This is a genomic window from Novosphingobium sp. PhB57, from assembly GCF_004342985.1.
In the GTDB taxonomy this organism is placed as follows: domain Bacteria; phylum Pseudomonadota; class Alphaproteobacteria; order Sphingomonadales; family Sphingomonadaceae; genus Novosphingobium.
In genome coordinates this window covers 75,081-91,820 of the sequence record NZ_SMBO01000001.1, presented here as the reverse complement: position 1 = coordinate 91,820, position 16,740 = coordinate 75,081, and the positions used below count along the sequence as shown (strand labels likewise).

Below are 16,740 nucleotides of genomic sequence, written 5' to 3'. Positions count from 1 at the left end.
TTTCGTCATCCCGGACGGGATCCGGGACCACCATCGGCGAACAGCCCGCTCTCCGGCAAGATGCCCTGTTGCCCCGTCGCGCGGAAGACCCGGGCCTGAAGGCGTCAGGGCCTGCCGGATCAAGCCCGCGACGACGGGACATGCTCGCGCAGGAAGGCGGAAATCGCAGCCAGAGCCGGCAGTTCGTCCAGCATCGGCGCATGGCCCACGCGGGGCACCTCGACCGCCGCGAACGGCCCCGCATGGCGCTGCGCCATGTCCCGCACGGTCTGGGCGGAAAGGAGATCGGAGAGCGCCCCGCGCACGACCAGCACGGGCGCGCCCTCCAGCAGGTCCCACAAGGGCCAGAGATCGGCGGGAACCGTCTGCGGATCGTCACCGTCGATGCTCTTCGCGATCGCGGGATCGTAGGCGAAGGACACGGTGCCGTCCGGATTTTCGCGGCAGGTCCGATGGGCGAAGGCCAGCCAGTCCGGGCCGCCGAAATCCGGGAACGCCACGCCGTTGACCGCGCGGCATCGCGCCGCCGCCGCCTTCCACGATGTCATCGTGCCGCCCGGCCCGACATAGCCCTGGATGCGCGCCAGCCCGGCCGGGTCCAGCACGGGGCCGATGTCGTTGAACACGAAGCCGCTGGCGAGATCCGGCCGCAGGGCGTTCATCACCATGGCCATCAGCCCGCCCATCGACGTGCCGATCAGGCAGGCCCGCGCGATGCCGAGCCCGTCCAGCAGCGCGAGCATGTCCTGCGCGTAGACATCGGGCCGGTACTGCGCGGGGTCCGGGTCCCATTCGGAAAGCCCCCTGCCCCGCTGGTCCGGCACGATCAGCCGGTAACGCCCGGCGAGGTGCGCGGCGAGCGGCTCGAAATCCGCGCTGTTGCGGGTGAGGCCATGCATCAGCAGCAGGTCCGGCGCGCCGACCTCGTGCGCAGGATAGTCCCGCGCGGCCAGTTCGAGCCTCCCGCAGGCGCTGCGGTAGCGGTGGAGGCGGTATTCCATGGCGGGCCTTGTCCTTTCACCCCATGCCGGGCCGAACGATGGCAGGATGACGGGCCTCGTCTTCCCCGGACGAGGCCCGCCCGGCGTGATCAGAATTCCAGCGTCCCGGTAACGAAGACCTGGCGCGGATTGCCGTAGAATGCCGTCAGCGTACCCTCCCTGCCGAGGGTCGGGATCAACCCGCCCGCGGGATTGCGCAGGATCGCCCCCGTCACCGGGTCGGCCCCGATGAAGGTATAGCCCGAAGTCTTGTATTCCTTGTCGAGAATGTTCTTGCCGTGGACGCCCAGGCTCCAGCGGCCCCCGGGCGCGGTATAGACCAGGCTGGCGTCGAGCAGCGTATAACCCTTCTGGTCGATATAGGGGTTCGGGATCTCGAACTGATAGGTCTTGCTGCGGTAGGACAGCGTGGTGTTGAACGATACGTCGCCTTCGCCCACCGGCGCGTTGTAGGCCAGGGTCGCGCTGCTGGTCCACTTGGGCGTGTTCTGGACCTTGCGGAACTCCGCCACGTCGACCGGCCCCTGGCCCGCGATCTGGGTGATGTATTCCTTGTAGCGGGCATTGATGTAGCCCACCGAACCGGACAGGTTCACGCGGTCTCCCGAAGTCGCCAGGTTCTGCGCGAGCCGGGCATTGGCCTCGAACTCCACGCCGTCGATCTTCGCCTTGCCGGCATTGGTGATGACACCGCAGAAAGTCGGAATGCCGTTGACCGTGCAACCCGAGGAGCCGGGGATCTGCACGTCCTTGTAGTCCATGTGGAAGGCCGCCAGCGCCAGGTAGAGGCCGCCGCCGAACAGGTTGCCCTTGTAGCCGACCTCGTAGCTGTCCACCGATTCCGGCTTGAAGCTGAGGTAGTCGGCCACTTCGCTGTCTTCGCGAATGCCATCGCCATTGGTGTCCGGCGCGTTCACGCCGACGCCGCGAGGATCGAAGCCGCCGCCCTTGAAGCCCTGCGAAAAGCTGGCGTAGAGGTTGTGGTCCGGTGTCGGCTTGAAGCTGAGCGAGGCGCGCGGGGTGAACTTCTTGAACACCGCCTTGCCCGAGAAGTCGGTGCCGGGCGCTCCGAAAGCCACGCCAAGCCCGCCGAACACCGGAGAGCCGCCGCCGAGGTAGTTCTGCCGCAGGATCTGCGCCTTGCGCTCGTCCCAGGTATAGCGGCCGCCGACCGCGAGGCTGAGCTGGTCGGTGAAGTCGAACGTGAAATCGCCGAAGATGGCCCAGGTGCTGGTGTCGACGTCGGCCTGGGTATAGGCGGTCAGCCCGTTGACGGTGGTGAACAGGCGCACGTCGAAGGCCGTGTCCGCCTTGGCGCCCAGGTAATAGGCGCCGATCATGCCCTGCAGCCAGCTGCCGTTGTCGTAGAGCAGCTGGAATTCCTGGCTGACCTGCTCGTTGTTGTAGAAGGCCGGCACGTCGACATCGATGGCGGGCAAGGCGTCGAAGTCGATCGGCGAGGCGCTCTTGTCCTTGCGCCAGGCGCTGATCGAGCGGAACGTCAGGGCATCCGTCAGCTCGGCGCTGGCGTTGATGGCCAGGCCGTAAGCCTTCACGTCCTGCCTGGGATCGACCAGCCCGCCCTGGCTGTCGAACACGTCGTCCAGCACCGGCGTGCCCGAGACCATGCCAGGGATCAGGCGATGGCCGCCGCGCGAGTTGGACTTGTCGCGCGAATAATCGCCGGAGATGCGGATCAGCACGGGCTGGCCCTTGCCGCCGATCTCGACCGTGCCGCGCCCGGCCCAGATGTCCTTGTTGTAGTTCTCCTCGCCCGTGGTCAGGTTCTTGCCGAAGCCGCCGCGCGAAAGGCGTGCCACCGATCCGCCGACGCGGACGAGGTCCGTGATCGGGGTGGAAACGGTCAGCACGCCGTCGGCCTGGTCGTAAGTGCCGTAAGTGCCGCGCAGCTTGAGCGAGAAATGGTCGGGCAGTTCGCGCGTGACGTACTTCACCGCGCCGCCGATGGTGTTGCGCCCGTAAAGCGTGCCCTGCGGGCCGCGCAGCACTTCGATGCGCTCCACGTCGTAGATGTCGAGCACGGCGGCCTGCGGGCGGTTGAGGTAGACGTCGTCGAGATAGATGCCCACGCCCTGCTCGAAGCCGGACACCGGATCCTGCTGGCCGATGCCGCGGATGAAGGCGGACAGGGTGGAGTTGGTCCCGCGCGAGACTTCCAGCGTCACGTTCGGGGTGGTCTGCGCGATGTCGGTGATGTCGAGCGCGCCGGACTTGGCCAGTTGGTCTCCGCTGAAGCTGGTCACGGCGATCGGCACGTCCACCAGGCGTTCCTCGCGGCGGCGGGCGGTGACGACGATCTCTCCGGTGCCAAGGTCCTGTGCGGCGGCTGGAGCGGCAGGCTGGCCAGCGGGCCGGTCGGGGCTGGCGTCCTGGGCAAGGGCCGGTTCGGCCAGGCCAAACGCAGCCGCCCCGATCGCGGCCGCAAGCGCCAGATAGCTCGAACCCATGCCGCCGTTACGCGCCTTGTGCATCGCTGAAACTCCCAATGAACCTTTATCTTGTCCGCCCTCCATATTGAAACATGAACCGTCTTTCAACATTGAAGATTTGCCACGGGCTCGATGAGGGTCTAACTGTGCTTTCGTGACCACAGATAGCGCCAAGCCATCGCCCTCGGCCCACCGGGACAGCGCACCCGAGCCGGCCATTTCGGCCAAGGTCCCGCGCACGGAGCGCGGGCGGCGCACCTTGCGGAAACTGCTGGACGCTGCCGCCATCGAATTCGGGGAGCGCGGCTTTCACGAAGCCTCGATTACCGGCATCACCACCCGCGCCGGCACCGCGCTGGGCAGCTTCTACACCTACTTCGATTCCAAGGACGAGATCTTCCGTGCTCTGGTAGACGATCTCTCCGGCAAGGTACGCCATGCCGCCCGTGAGGCGCTGGAAGAGCCCCTGCCCGCGCTCGACGCCGAAAAGGCCGCGCTCACAGCGTTCCTGCGCTTCGCCCGCGAGCACAAGGAAATCTACCGCATCATCGACGAGAGCGAATTCGTCGATCCGGCCAGCTTCCGCATCCACTACGAATCCACCGCCCGCCGCATCCGCGAGCGCCTGACCGAGGGCGCCCGCAAAGGCGAACTGCGCGAGGGGCTGGGCGAGGCCCATGCCTGGGCGATCATGGGCATGAACGTGTTCCTCGGGCTGCGTTATGCCGTCTGGTCGAACGACGGCACGCCGGAGGAACTGGCGGATCTTGCCAATTCGATCCTGCGCGAAGGGATCATGGCGCGGGACGGAGCCGGTCAGGATGAGGCCAGTCAGGATGAAGGCAGTCAGGACGAGGGCGGTCAGGACGAGGGCGGTCAGGACGAAGACTGACGCTTCCCGCGTTATTCTGATTAGGCGCCCTCGATGCCGACCCGGCCCCTTCGACATTCGGCCGGACGTTAACTTCCGTCCCTCGTCAGTCCCCTTGCGGGACAGCGCCCGCAGCGGACTGGCAATCGCGGCGGCTTTCCGCAATGTTGAAATGGTGAAAGCCGCCGAACCGACAGGACAAATCCTCCCGTGAATGCCCGCCTCCTACTCGCCTCCGGCGTGCTTGCGATTGCCGTGATCGTCGGCGTCTTCGCGCTGTCGTCCTCGAAGCCGGCCGCCCCGGTTGCACGCATCGCCGCCGCCAGCCCGGCCAGGACGCCTGCGCCTGCCGCCCAGACCTCCACGCAGCCCTCCGCCCAGCCCTCCACACCGCCCAAAGACGAGCCTTTCGTCATCAAGCGCATCCTGCCGATCGAGGGCGCCATCAAATATGGCGACTGGCACTGGGACGAAGCGGAAGTTCCCGCCGGTCCGATCGTCGTGACCGTGGACCTCGACGCGCGGGTGCTTTCGGTATTCCGGGGCGGCTACGAGATCGGCACGACCGCCGTCCTGCTCGGCACCGAGGACACGCCGACCCCGCTCGGCGTCTTCCCGATCACCGAGAAGGACAAGGACCACGTCTCCAACATCTACACCGGCGCGCCGATGCCCTACATGCAGCGGCTGACCAACGACGGCATCACGCTTCACGGGTCCAAGGTCGAACTGGGCTACGCCAGCCACGGCTGCGTCGGCATGCCGGTGGACTTCGCGGCCAAGCTCTTCGCCACCACGAAGGTCGGCGACAAGGTCTATATCACGCGCGGCAAGCAGGTGGGCCTGGGCGACGATCTGGCAGGAGCCTGAACGCCGTCGCCCGTTTCCCCATGACCCTTGCGCACCTTCCCGCAATGCCCGAATGACGCCCCGACCATGACCGAGACCAGCCTCTACGACCGCATCGGCGGCGCGCCGACCATCGACGCTCTTGTCGACAGCTTCTACGCCCGCATGGACGCGCTGGCCGAAGCGCGCACGATCCGCGCGATGCACCCGCAGGACCTCGCGCCGCTGGGGCAGGTGCTGAAGGACTACCTCTCCGAATGGCTCGGCGGACCGGCGCTGTTCTCCCCGGTGCGCGGCCATCCGCGCATGCGCCAGCGCCATATGCGTGTGGCGATCGACTCCGCCGCGCGCGACGCCTGGCTGCTCTGCATGCGCGGCGCCCTGGCCGAGACGGTGGCCGACGAAGCGGCCCGCGCCGCCATCGACGATGTCATGGCCCGCCTGGCCGACTGGATGCGCAACGTGCCCGACAAGGAAGGGCCGGATCAGGACCCCGCCGAAACCACGATTAGCCAGAACTAATATCCTCTCAGGCCAATCCCCTTCGCCTTTCCTGCGGCTGGGGTCCTAGAATGACGGCCTGAAATTTTGATAATGCAGGAGAGCACGTGATGAGTGGTATCGTCGTCCAGAACATCGAGCGGGCCGACCCCGCGGTGATCGACGGCCTCGCCAAGTGCGGCGTCGCAACCGTCCACGAAGCCCAGGGCCGCACCGGCCTTCTCGCCAGCTACATGACCCCGATCTATCGCGGCGCGCGCATCGCCGGCTCGGCCGTGACCATCAGCGCGCCTCCGGGCGACAACTGGATGGTCCATGTCGCCATCGAGCAACTCAAGGAAGGCGACGTGCTCCTGCTCGCGCCGACCAGCCCTTGCGAGGACGGCTATTTCGGCGATCTCCTCGCCACCAGCGCCATCGCGCGCGGCTGCCGCGGTCTCATCATCGACGCGGGCGTGCGCGACGTGCGCGACCTGACCGAGATGGAATTCCCGGTCTGGTCCAAGGCGATCTACGCGCAGGGCACCGTCAAGAACACGCTCGGCTCGGTCAACGTGCCGGTCGTCTGCGCCAATGCCGCCGTGAACCCCGGCGACGTGATCGTGGCCGACGATGACGGCGTGGTCGTGGTGCCGCGCGAAAAGGCCGCCGAAGTGCTCGCCGCCGCGCAGGCCCGCGAAGCCAACGAAGGTGAAAAGCGCGAGAAGCTGGCTGCCGGCGTGCTCGGCCTCGACATGTACAAGATGCGTGAGCGCCTTGAAAAGGAAGGCCTCAAGTATGTCTGAGCGGATCACCTCGTGGCACGCGGCCCCGAGCAAGCCGCTCTATACCCCGCCCGCAGGCGCCGTTGACGCGCATTGCCACGTCTTCGGCCCGATGGCTGAGTTCCCGTTCAGCGCCAAGGCCAAGTACCTCCCCGAGGACGCCGGGCCGGACAAGCTCTTCGCTTTGCGCGATCACCTGGGCTTCGCCCGCAACGTGATCGTGCAGGCCAGCTGCCACGGCACCGATAATGCCGCGACGCTCGACGCCATCGCCAAGTCCGATGGAAAAGCGCGCGGCGTCGCCGTGGTCGATCCCGCGATCTCGGACGCGGAACTCGCGAAGCTGCACGAAGGCGGCATTCGCGGCATCCGCTTCAACTTCCTGAAGCGCCTCGTCGACGATGCCCCGAAGGACAAGTTCCTCGAAGTCGCCGGTCGCCTCCCCGAAGGCTGGCATGTCGTGATCTACTTCGAAGCCGACATCCTCGACGAAATGCGCGCCTTCATCGACGCGATCCCGGTGCCGGTCGTCATCGACCACATGGGCCGCCCCGACGTGACCCAAGGCCCCGACGGCGTGGACATGAAGGCGTTTCGCACCCTGCTCGACAGCCGCGAGGACATCTGGTTCAAGGCCACCTGCCCCGACCGCCTCGACCCCACGAACGACCCGTGGGACAAGTTCGCCGAAGCGGTCGCGCCGCTGGTGGCGGACTATCCGGACCGCGTGATCTGGGGCACCGACTGGCCGCACCCGAACATGCAGGACAACATCCCCGACGACGGCCACCTCGTCGATATGATCCCCCGCATCGCGCCCACGGAAGCGCTTCAGCAGAAGCTGCTCGTGACCAATCCGATGCGGTTGTACTGGCCGGAAGAGGTTTAAGGCCAGATCACAAGGTTCGTCATTGCGAGCGTAGCGAAGCAATCCAGGGGGGTCTTGCGCCGCTCTGGATTGCTTCGTCGGCTTCGCCTCCTCGCAATGACGAAAGAGTGGTGGGCGCTCGACAGCGGAAACGTATCGGCGCGCCCCGCACTCGCGGTTTGCGCGCCGCTTGCGTCGGAAGACATTAAAGCCTCCAACGCTAGGAGCGCACGACGTGTCTGCGCGCGCAAGGTCGACATTCCGAGGGTCCGGGGGATCATCCCCCGGGTCTTCCCTTCTACTTCAGCCTTTCCGCATGCCAGCCAATATGCTCGGCCATGAAACTGGAGATGAAGTAGTACGAATGGTCGTACCCCTCCTGCATCCGGATCGTCGCGGGCTGGCCAACCTCGGCGCAGACCTCTTCCAGCAGGTAAGTCTTGAGCTGCCCTTCCAGGAAGCCATCCGCCGTACCCTGATCCACCAGCAGGTCCGGCAGACGCGCACCGTCCTCGATCAGCGCGCAGGCGTCGTATTCCCGCCAGGCCGCCCGGTCCGCCCCGATATAGCCCGTCAGCGCCTTCTCGCCCCAGGGGCAGGAGAGCGGCGAGACGATCGGCGCGAAGGCGCTGACCGAACGGAAGCGTGAGGGATCGCGCAAGGCGATCGTCAGCGCGCCGTGGCCGCCCATCGAGTGGCCGGTGATGCCCTGCCGCGCCATGTCGGCGGGGAAGTGCTCGGCGATCACGGCGGGGAGTTCGATCTCCAGATAGGAGCGCATGCGGAAGTTCGCCTTCCACGGCTCTTGCGTCGCATCGACGTAGAAGCCCGCGCCCTTGCCGAAGTCGTAGCCTTCGTCGTCCGGCACGTCATCGCCGCGCGGGCTGGTATCCGGCGCGACGAGGATCACGCCGTGCTCGGCGCAGGCGCGGCGGAATTCGCCCTTTTCGGTGACGTTGGCGTGAGTGCAGGTGAGGCCCGAGAGGAACCACAGCACCGGCAGCTTCGCGCCCGGAGCGTGCCCAGAAGCGACGTCCGGCACGAAGACCGAGAAGGTCATCGGCGTACCCGTCTCGGCGGAGGCGTGGGTGTAGACACCCTGCACCCCGCCGAACGCCTTGGCGGTCGAAACCGTCTCCATCAGAACACGACGACCGAGCGGATCGACTTGCCTTCGTGCATCAAATCGAAGGCGGTGTTGATCTCTTCCAGGCCCATGACGTGGGTGATCATGGGGTCGATCTCGATCTTGCCGGTCATGTACATGTCGACGATCTTGGGCACGTCGGTGCGGCCCTTGGCGCCGCCGAACGCGGTGCCGCGCCAGTTGCGGCCGGTCACGAGCTGGAACGGGCGCGTCTCGATGGTCTTGCCCGCTTCGGCCACGCCGATAATGATCGAGGTGCCCCAGCCGCGATGGCAGGCTTCCAGCGCGGTGCGCATCACTTCGGTATTGCCGGTGGCGTCGAAGGTGTAGTCGGCGCCGCCGTCGGTCATCAGTACGATCTTGGCGACCACGTCCTCGCGGCTCATGCCCTTGGTGTTGAGAAAGTCGGTCATGCCGAAGCGGCGACCCCATTCCTCGCGGTCAGGGTTGATATCCACGCCGATGATCTTGTTCGCGCCGGCAAGCCGCGCGCCCTGGATCACGTTGAGGCCGATGCCGCCGAGGCCGAAGATCACAACATTATCGCCCACTTGCACTTTGGCGGTGTTGATGACGGCGCCGACGCCGGTGGTGACGCCGCAACCGATGTAGCAGGACGACTGGAACGGCGCGTCTTCACGGATCTTGGCGACGGCGATTTCCGGCAGCACGGTGAAGTTCGAGAAGGTCGAGCAGCCCATGTAGTGGTAGATCGGCTGGCCCTTGTAGGAAAAGCGCGTGGTGCCGTCCGGCATCAGGCCCTTGCCCTGGGTCGCGCGGATCGCGGTGCAGAGGTTGGTCTTGCCCGAAAGGCACGACTTACACTGGCGGCATTCCGGGGTGTAGAGCGGGATCACATGATCGCCCGGCACCACCGAAGTCACGCCCGCGCCCACTTCGCGCACGATGCCCGCGCCTTCGTGGCCGAGCACACTGGGGAAGATCCCCTCGCTGTCGAAACCGTCCAGCGTATAGGCATCGGTGTGGCAGATGCCGGTCGCCATGATCTCGACCAGGACCTCGCCCGCCTTGGGGCCTTCCAGATCCAGTTCAACGATTTCGAGCGGCTTCTTGGCCTCGAAGGCGACGGCGGCGCGGGTCTTCATGGGGTATGCTCCTAAATCTCTGAAGGCCTTTGTAGGACCGCGCCTTGCTGTGATAAAGCGGCCAGTCTGAAAAGGATTATAACCATACGGGGACAATGATGCTCGGCCAGTGGGACGGGATCGAGGAGTTCGTGATCGTGGCGCGGCTCGGCAGCTTCACCCAGGCGGCCGAGGCTTATGGCGCTTCCGTAACGCATATGAGCCGGGCGCTGGCGCGGCTGGAGGCGCGCTTGCAGGTCCAGCTCCTGCACCGCACCACGCGCTCGCTGCGGCTGACGGAAACGGGGCAGATCTTCCTCGAAACCTGCCGCCGCCTGATCGAGGAGCGCGACGAGGCCATCGCCGCCATCACCGCGCAAGGCGAGCCGCGCGGGCACCTGCGGGTGACGTGTTCCTATGCGCTGGGCGAGAAGTTCGTGGCGCCGCTGGTGCGCGAACTGTCGCAGGCCTATCCGGCGATTTCGGTGACGCTGGACCTCGACAACGGCCTCGTCGACCTGATCGCCGAGGGCTACGATCTGGCGATCCGCACGGGGCACCTCGAAGACTCCCGGCTGGTGGCGACACGGGTGGCATCGCGCGCGCTGGTCACCCTCGCCTCCCCTGCCTACCTCGACGCGCACGGGCGCCCTGCTGATATCGCGGAGCTTTCCCGCCACGAATGCCTCGTGGGCTCGGCGGTGCAGTGGCATTTCCGGGGCGGCAAGACCTTTCGGCCGCAAGGGCGCTGGCGCTGCAACAGCGGCAATGCCCTGCTCGAAGCGGCGCTGGCCGGCATGGGCGTGTGCCAGTTGCCGGCGTTCTACCTGGGGGATCACGTCACGACGGGGCGGCTGGAGCCCGTGCTTGCCGCGCTGGCTCCGGAAGAGGAGCCGATCTGGGCGGTCTATCCCCAGCGGCGCCACCTTTCGCCCAAAGTGAGCGCGCTGGTGGCGCACTTGCGCGCGGAGCTTCCGACCAGACTGGCCAGGGCGAGCGCCTGATCGTCGTCCCGGACCCCATCCGGGACGACGCAAGGGGGCTTAGCCGATTACCAGCGGCGGCGTGCCGCCTTCTTCCACATCGTCATTGGCATGTTCGACGGGATCGTCGATCGTCGGTTCGGGAACGCGGAAATAGCCGTGCCGCTCCGCCCGCTCGCCGATCTGCTGGCTCGACGTCAGGCTGATCAGCCAGGGCGAGGCTAGCAGGCCCAGCGTCAGCGGCGAGAGCCAGAGCGCCGTCACCGGGTCAATGAAGGCCGTGGCCGCGAAGACCAGGCCGAGCGCGATGTGTTCCTTCAGATCCGGCAGTACCTCCCGCACGGAAATGCGGCGGGCATCGCGCTCCTGCGTGTTCCAGTGCGCGGGAATACCCAGGGCCAGGCCGAACAGCGCCTTGACCTGCATGACCATGGTCACCGGCGCCAACAGGATCGCCAGCGGCACTTCCAGCGCGACCGAGCGCAGAACGCCGCCGAAGCCGCCGAAGCTGCGGCGACGCGTCCGGTCGGCCAGGACCCAGATCGTGCCCATCAGCTTCGGCCCGAACAGCAGCAGCACGGTCAGCCAGAGCACGCTCGGCGGCGTGCCGACGCCGAGGAGCTGCCCGCCCTTGCTGGCGGCCGCCTGGACGATCGAGGTGATGAGCAGCAGCAGCCAGCCCGGCGAGGTCAGATAGGCCGAGGCGCCGATCAGCAGGTGCAGGCGGCTGGCCCAGTGCAGGCCAGAGGCGTCGAGCAGGCGCATGTGCTGGAGGTTGCCCTGCATCCAGCGCCGGTCGCGGATGGCGTGATCGACGATGGTGGGCGGGAATTCCTCGTAGCTGCCGTCGATCATCACCATGTGCACGGCCCAGCCGCGGCGGCGCAGCAAGGCGGATTCGAGCATGTCGTGGCTGAGGATGTGCCCGCCGAACGGCGGCTTGCCCGGGAGTTCCGGCAAGCCGCAGGAATCCGCGAAAGCCCGGGTGCGGACGATGGCGTTATGGCCCCAGAAGTTCGATTCCGCGCCCGACCACCAGAGCAGCCCGGCCGAGGCGATCGGCCCGTACGCCTCGCTGGCGAAGCGCATCCAGCGCTGGAACACGGTCTGCGCATTGATGATCATCGGCACGGTCTGGAGCAGGCCGATCGAGGGCCGCTCCTCCATGATCGCCGCCATGCCGACGATGGCATCCCCGCTCATCAGCGAGTCGGCATCGAGGATCAGCATGTTCTCATAAGCGCCGCCGAAGCGCTGGACCCATTCGGCGATATTGCCCGGCTTGCGCGCGATGTTCTTCTCGCGGCGGCGATAATAGACGTTGATCGGCGCTTCCGCCGCGATCTCGCGCCAGGCCGCTTCCTCGCGCTTGCCGTGGAAGGCGTTGGAATCGCTGAGGACGAAGAAATCGATCCATTCGGCCGCGCCCGAGGCAGCGATCGAATTGGTCATGGCCCGGACGCGGCCGAAAGTGGCTTCCACGCTTTCGTTGTAGACCGGCATGAGCACGGCCGTGCGATGGCGCAGCGAGGAAGCCGGGCTGGGGATCGCGGTGAAACCGGGATGCTTGCCGCTGATGAGCTGCAGGAAACCGATGGTGGACGTGACGAAGCCGAAGGAAATCCAGCAGAACAGCGGCACGAAGAACAGCAACAGGATTACTTCGATCACGTCCAGCCCGTCGCGGGAGAACGCGAAACGCACTTCGCTGGAAGCGGCCAGGCCGATCGTGGCGGTGAGCGCGATCAGCAGCAGGCGCTTGACCAGCATGCCGTGCGGGCTGGTCGGCACGGCGATGGTGCCGGGCGCGATCCCGTCGAGATCCTGGACCGGCATGGCCAGCGGCGCTTCGGGCGGGAGCGGATGCAAGGCGCGGTTCATGGCTGGACTCCCTGGATCACCGTTTCACTGAGCGCCTGCTCCCCGCGCTTCAGATATACCCTGAATTCGGGCGAGGGGACAGCGGAAGGCCGCACGTCCAGCGTCACGCGCCAACGCCCCTCCTGCCCGGCCACCGGATAGGCGGCGGAGTGGAGCAGAGCCTTGGCGGGAAGATTGGTGTCCGCCGTCACGCCGCTGTCGCGCGTCAGGCCCTTCAGCGCGGGCCCTTCGAAATCGAACACGAACTTGCGGGCTTCCTGCGTTGTCGGCGTGTCGCCCGGTCGTCCCGCCGCACCTTGCCAGCTATCGACGCAGCGCGCCGCCGCGCCTGCACCCGTGGCGACACTGGGGTCCTGCGAGGTCCAGGTGAGGCGATAGGAGAAGTCGCGGCTCTGCCCTGCCCTGGCGGGTTGGTCGGAGACCCAGAAGGCGGCGATATTGTCCTGCGTCTCGGCATCGGTGGGCATGCGGTAGAGCATCACGGTGCCGGCGCCCCAGTCGCCCTGGGGTTCGATCCAGAGCGAAGGACGGCGATCGTAGAAGGCCCCGTCGTCCTGGTAATGGTCGAAGGCCTGGTCGCGCTGGAGCAGGCCGAAGCCCTTCACATGGTCCGCGCGCATGGCATTGGTGCGGTTCACCGAGGGATTGGAGAGCGGCACCCAGATGCGCTCGCCGCTGCCGGACCAGAGCGCAAGACCGTCGGAATCGTGGATCTCCGGGCGCCAGTCTCGCCGCTTGGCGGAATCGGACTGGTCGTACCAGAACATGCTGGTCATGGGCGCCGCGCCCAGCCGCTCGATGTCGCGGCGGAAGAAGAGCGAGACCCTTACGTCCTGCGTAACCGCCGCGCCGGACGCGCCCTTGCGGCAATCGAAGGCATAGGCGCCGGTGAGGCTCGGTCCGTCGAGCAGTGCATGGATGCGGACGTGGTCGGCGCCGAGATTCTCGATCCAGAAGGCCGTGAAGGAGGGAAATTCCTCCGCCTTGGGCAGTCCCGTGTCGACGGCGATGCCGCGCGCCGAAAGGCCGTACTGATCGCGCGAACCGGACGCGCGGAAATAGGAAGCGCCGAGATAGGCCATCCAGTCCGAATGCTGGTCGGCGGTCATCACGCGGAAACCGGCGGGATCGCCCTGCTTGCCGCCCACGAACAGCCCCCGGGCATCGATCAACTCGCGCGCGGAGCCGCTCTCCACCAGATGCAGCTTCACCGCATGGGGCGACGTGCCGCGCGCGGTTGGAAACAGGCGGACATTGCCGCCGAGCGCCTGGGCCTGGCCATATGTCAGCTTGCCCACGGCATCGAAGTCGGCCACGGCGTGGGGCGAGGTCTGCGGCTCGGCCCAGGGACGGGCGGCCAGCGCGCGGGCCTGCTCTACCAGGATGTCCCAGGAAAACGGCTTGGGCGCGGCGAATTTGGGTTGCACCGCAGCCTCGGCCAGGCGCGGAAAGGCGGCAAGACCCGCCATCAGCGCCAGGAGCCCGGAAAATTCACGACGAGCCAGCGAGCGTTCCGTAACGGGAACGCCGGCTTCCAGCCCCACTTCTGGGCTCTCGCCCCTCATGTTCGTTCGGTTCATGCGGTCAATACGCATAGACGAAACCAAAGTTTCGTTGCGCAGCAGGGGTCCCTCTATTGTTTCGCGCGATCACTTGCCCGGCGGGTTGCGCCATCCGATGATGACTTCGTCGCCCGGCTTGAGATCGTTGGCGAAGACTTCGGTGCGCTTGCCATCGCCGGCGCCCGTGGAAACATAGACCCGGCGCGGTTCTCCGTCCGGGGAAACGAGATAGATGCGCGCCCTGCTGCGATCGGCCGAGTTCTCGGGTTCGAACGTCAGGGCGGCATCGGGCACCAGCATCACGCCCTTGCGCGCCGGCAAGGCGATCTCCACCGTGGCGGCCATGCCGGGGCGCACCGTTTCGGCGGGCTTTTCCAGCGTGAAGGCCGCGCGGCGCGATCCCGGGGCATCGGCGCGGTCCACCAGCACGCGGGCAAGCGTGGCCTGCTGCACTGCGTCCGGCATCGCATCCAGCCGCACGCGGGCGAGCGTGCCGGTGCCGATCTCGGCATTGCCCGCCTTGGCGAGGGGAACCTCGATCTCCAGCGTCTCGTCGCTGGCGGCCAGCGTGAACAGGCGCATGCCGCTGCGCACGCGCTGGCCGGTGCTGATATTGCGATCGACCACGAAGCCCGAGAACGGTGCGCGCACCACGGCGGCGGCCAATGTCTCGCTATGGGCCTTGAGGCTGCTCCTGGCCGCGGAAAGGCGCGATTCCGCTGCCGAAACCTCACGCGTCGCGCGGTCGACGGCGGCGCGGGCGGTCTCCAGTTCATTGATGGCGGGAACGCGGTGGCCGGAGCGGCGCCATACATCCTCGAAGCGGCCCAGCCGCCCCGCCGCGTCTTCCCGCGCGGCGCGTGCGGCGGCAAGGTCGGATTCGGCGGCCGAGACCAGCGAGCGATCCGCCGCCATCGTGCTGCGCAGCGGCTCGGCGTCGATCGTGGCGAGGACCTGCCCCTCCTCGACCCGCCCACCGGCCGGCACGCCCTCGGCCGAGACCGTGCCATCGAGCGCAGCGGCCAGGACCACTTCCCCGCTGCCGTGGATGGTGCCGCGTTCGGAGACGAGCGGAACCACGTCGCCCTGTTCGACCATGGCGGTGTAATAAGGAGAATCCGTGCCGCTCAGGAACCGCACGAGCAGCAGGATCGCGGCAATCGCCGCCACCGTGAGCAGCGCGAGGCTGAGCATATGCCCCCGGCCCCGCCGGGCGCCGGCTCCCAGGAAAGTATCGAGCGCACCCGCTTCGGCGTCAGTCACAGGCCGCAGTCCCCATCGGCGGATCGAGATCGGCGGCCGACCAGCCCCCGCCTTCCAGCTTGTGCAGGCGGATGATCGCCGCGGCCCGGTCTGCCTTCAGGCCCACGCGGGCCTCGTCGGCGGCCAGGGCGGCTGCTTCGGCCACATAGAGCGTCGCGAAATCGCCGAAACCGGCCTTGTAGGCGGCGCGGGCATCGGTGACGGCGCGTTTGGCCTGCGCCGCGGTATCGTCCAGCCCGGACTGGCGGGCGTCGAACGCCGCCATCGCCTGACGGTGCGACGCGATCTCGGCGCGGGCGCCCTGCTCGGCCTTGTCCAGCTTCTGCAGGGCCTCTCGCAAGGCCGGCGCGGTCTCCGCGTCTTCCGGCGCCGCGCGCGCGGCGTCGAGCTGGGCCTGAGTGATGGAATCGCGCGCCAGGCTGGCTTCGAGGCGGCTCTGCAAGGCCAGGAGATCGGCGCGGTGGAGCGGTGCGTCGGCGGGCAGCGCGGCACCGGGCGCCAGCGCCGGCACCGGTGCGCTTTCGCCCAGCGCGGTCAGCAATTCGGTATCGGTCATCCCCGTCAAACCGGCGAGATTGGCCCGCGCGGCATCGAAACGCGCGCGGGTGGCGGCCACGTCGGCATCGACCACGCCGGCCATGCTGTTGCCCAGTCCGCCGTCGATGGCCGTCACCAGACCGGCCTGGCGGCGGAATTCGGCGATCACGGCATTGTCGCGGAACTGGTCGAGCCGCTCGGTGCGCAGGACGAGGATCTGCTGCAGGCGGCGCACCTGCACATAGGCGAGCGCCACTTCGGTCGCGCGGTCGGCGCGGGCCTGCGCATAAGCATAGGCCCAGGCCATGCGCGCCGCGTCGCGTTCCGACGACTGGTCCTTGCCGACCAGCGCGCGCACTTTGCCCGCCAGCCGCCGGGAAGCGGCCGCGTCGGTCTCCTCCTGGGTGTGGAGGCGGGCGGCGCGGCAGGCCAGATCGGTATCGGCGGCAATGCCGCGCTCGATGAGGTTGATGAGCAGCGGATCACCGCCGCTCTTCCACCAGTCGCCATCGGCAGGCGCCTCGACCGCGGGCGCGATCGTCAGGTTGGTGTGGGTTTCCGGCACGGCAGACGTGGCGCACCCGGCCAGCGCACAGGCCAGGACCAGTACGAGGGGGCCGCCGCCGCGGCGCAAGACAGTGTGGTTTCGCACATGGGCTGCGATAGCAGCAATGTCCGCAGAGGCAATCGTGCTGCGCATGCGAAGCCACCAACTTCTTGTGCCAAGGGGCAAAAACGCATCAATCCGGCCGCTGTGGACGACCTCCCGGCCTCCAGCCGCTTTCCGAACCATTTCCCGTTGTCCCCTCAATGCATTTCGGTCGAACGCTGCCGAAACGCATGGAAGTGCTTTGGGTTGTCGAAGGTTGCGAAAAGAAGAAATTGCAGGAGATCTGTGACCCCCTGCATCCGCAATACCATTGGTGCCGTCTGGAAAGACAAAATGTGGGTAGCGGCAGGCCGCGCCCTGCCAATAAC

At 67.2% G+C, this 16,740-nt stretch carries 14 protein-coding genes; 6 read left to right on the top strand and 8 right to left on the bottom strand.

All coding sequences use genetic code 11. The features are described from left to right. Positions 1–119: 119 nt before the first annotated feature. Positions 120–1,001 (bottom strand): alpha/beta hydrolase, encoded by an 882-nt coding sequence (locus tag EDF58_RS00350; RefSeq protein WP_132261713.1) that lies wholly within the window; start codon positions 999–1,001, stop codon positions 120–122. Between the two features lie 89 nt (positions 1,002–1,090). Further along, a complete protein-coding gene (locus tag EDF58_RS00345; protein WP_243654003.1) occupies positions 1,091–3,493 on the bottom strand; it encodes a TonB-dependent receptor in 2,403 nt (800 codons plus the stop codon). Positions 3,494–3,668: 175 nt separating this feature from the next. Here EDF58_RS00345 and EDF58_RS00340 point away from each other — a divergent pair, with 175 nt between their 5' ends. The 5 genes from EDF58_RS00340 to EDF58_RS00320 all read left to right on the top strand — a co-directional run bounded on the left by EDF58_RS00340 (position 3,669) and on the right by EDF58_RS00320 (position 7,325). Next, positions 3,669–4,343, top strand: coding sequence for a TetR/AcrR family transcriptional regulator (locus tag EDF58_RS00340; protein WP_132263988.1), 675 nt, complete (start codon positions 3,669–3,671; stop codon positions 4,341–4,343). Positions 4,344–4,532: 189 nt separating this feature from the next. Further along, positions 4,533–5,192 carry a L,D-transpeptidase family protein gene (locus EDF58_RS00335; protein WP_132261711.1) on the top strand — a complete coding sequence of 220 codons (660 nt, stop codon included), beginning with the start codon at positions 4,533–4,535 and terminating at the stop codon, positions 5,190–5,192. A gap of 66 nt (positions 5,193–5,258) precedes the next feature. Further along, positions 5,259–5,693, top strand: a complete 435-nt coding sequence (locus tag EDF58_RS00330; RefSeq protein WP_132261709.1) for a group II truncated hemoglobin — start codon at positions 5,259–5,261, stop codon at positions 5,691–5,693. An 89-nt stretch (positions 5,694–5,782) separates the two neighbouring features. Continuing rightward, positions 5,783–6,457, top strand: coding sequence for a 4-carboxy-4-hydroxy-2-oxoadipate aldolase/oxaloacetate decarboxylase (gene ligK / locus EDF58_RS00325; RefSeq protein ID WP_086491799.1), 675 nt, complete (start codon positions 5,783–5,785; stop codon positions 6,455–6,457). Further along, positions 6,450–7,325: an amidohydrolase family protein gene (locus EDF58_RS00320; protein WP_132261707.1), complete on the top strand. Its 876-nt coding sequence runs from the start codon at positions 6,450–6,452 to the stop codon at positions 7,323–7,325. The genes ligK and EDF58_RS00320 overlap by 8 nt, the downstream gene beginning before the upstream one ends. A gap of 277 nt (positions 7,326–7,602) precedes the next feature. On the opposite strand, the gene fghA is transcribed toward EDF58_RS00320, so the two are convergent. Beyond that, positions 7,603–8,445: an S-formylglutathione hydrolase gene (gene fghA, locus EDF58_RS00315; RefSeq protein WP_132261705.1), complete on the bottom strand. Its 843-nt coding sequence runs from the start codon at positions 8,443–8,445 to the stop codon at positions 7,603–7,605. Then, positions 8,445–9,557: an S-(hydroxymethyl)glutathione dehydrogenase/class III alcohol dehydrogenase gene (locus tag EDF58_RS00310; protein WP_132261703.1), complete on the bottom strand. Its 1,113-nt coding sequence runs from the start codon at positions 9,555–9,557 to the stop codon at positions 8,445–8,447. Before EDF58_RS00310 ends, fghA begins: the two co-directional genes overlap by 1 nt. Positions 9,558–9,652: 95 nt before the next feature. On the opposite strand from EDF58_RS00310, the gene EDF58_RS00305 reads away from it, so the two are divergent. Then, positions 9,653–10,540 (top strand): LysR family transcriptional regulator, encoded by an 888-nt coding sequence (locus tag EDF58_RS00305; RefSeq protein WP_132261701.1) that lies wholly within the window; start codon positions 9,653–9,655, stop codon positions 10,538–10,540. A gap of 39 nt (positions 10,541–10,579) precedes the next feature. Here EDF58_RS00305 and mdoH read toward each other — a convergent pair whose 3' ends face one another. The 4 genes from mdoH to EDF58_RS00285 form a co-directional block, all read right to left on the bottom strand. Further along, positions 10,580–12,400 (bottom strand): glucans biosynthesis glucosyltransferase MdoH, encoded by a 1,821-nt coding sequence (gene mdoH, locus EDF58_RS00300; protein WP_132261699.1) that lies wholly within the window; start codon positions 12,398–12,400, stop codon positions 10,580–10,582. Next, complete coding sequence (locus EDF58_RS00295) at positions 12,397–13,965, bottom strand: glucan biosynthesis protein (protein WP_132261697.1); 1,569 nt, start codon at positions 13,963–13,965, stop codon at positions 12,397–12,399. Before EDF58_RS00295 ends, mdoH begins: the two co-directional genes overlap by 4 nt. Before the next feature lie 84 nt (positions 13,966–14,049). Beyond that, positions 14,050–15,225 (bottom strand): efflux RND transporter periplasmic adaptor subunit, encoded by a 1,176-nt coding sequence (locus tag EDF58_RS00290; RefSeq protein WP_243654002.1) that lies wholly within the window; start codon positions 15,223–15,225, stop codon positions 14,050–14,052. Beyond that, positions 15,218–16,462, bottom strand: coding sequence for a TolC family protein (locus tag EDF58_RS00285; protein WP_132261695.1), 1,245 nt, complete (start codon positions 16,460–16,462; stop codon positions 15,218–15,220). The genes EDF58_RS00290 and EDF58_RS00285 overlap by 8 nt, the downstream gene beginning before the upstream one ends. Positions 16,463–16,740: the final 278 nt, after the last annotated feature.

What these genes read in the sequence shown, in the direction of transcription:
- EDF58_RS00350 (WP_132261713.1), bottom strand. Translation starts at nt 1,001, where the DNA reads ATGGAATACCGCCTCCACCGCTACCGCAGCGCCTGCGGGAGGCTCGAA.
- EDF58_RS00345 (WP_243654003.1), bottom strand. Translation starts at nt 3,493, where the DNA reads ATGCACAAGGCGCGTAACGGCGGCATGGGTTCGAGCTATCTGGCGCTT.
- mdoH (WP_132261699.1), bottom strand. Translation starts at nt 12,400, where the DNA reads ATGAACCGCGCCTTGCATCCGCTCCCGCCCGAAGCGCCGCTGGCCATG.
- EDF58_RS00320 (WP_132261707.1), top strand. Translation starts at nt 6,450, where the DNA reads ATGTCTGAGCGGATCACCTCGTGGCACGCGGCCCCGAGCAAGCCGCTC.
- EDF58_RS00295 (WP_132261697.1), bottom strand. Translation starts at nt 13,965, where the DNA reads ATGAGGGGCGAGAGCCCAGAAGTGGGGCTGGAAGCCGGCGTTCCCGTT.
- fghA (WP_132261705.1), bottom strand. Translation starts at nt 8,445, where the DNA reads ATGGAGACGGTTTCGACCGCCAAGGCGTTCGGCGGGGTGCAGGGTGTC.
- ligK (WP_086491799.1), top strand. Translation starts at nt 5,783, where the DNA reads ATGAGTGGTATCGTCGTCCAGAACATCGAGCGGGCCGACCCCGCGGTG.
- EDF58_RS00285 (WP_132261695.1), bottom strand. Translation starts at nt 16,462, where the DNA reads ATGCGCAGCACGATTGCCTCTGCGGACATTGCTGCTATCGCAGCCCAT.
- EDF58_RS00305 (WP_132261701.1), top strand. Translation starts at nt 9,653, where the DNA reads ATGATGCTCGGCCAGTGGGACGGGATCGAGGAGTTCGTGATCGTGGCG.
- EDF58_RS00330 (WP_132261709.1), top strand. Translation starts at nt 5,259, where the DNA reads ATGACCGAGACCAGCCTCTACGACCGCATCGGCGGCGCGCCGACCATC.
- EDF58_RS00310 (WP_132261703.1), bottom strand. Translation starts at nt 9,557, where the DNA reads ATGAAGACCCGCGCCGCCGTCGCCTTCGAGGCCAAGAAGCCGCTCGAA.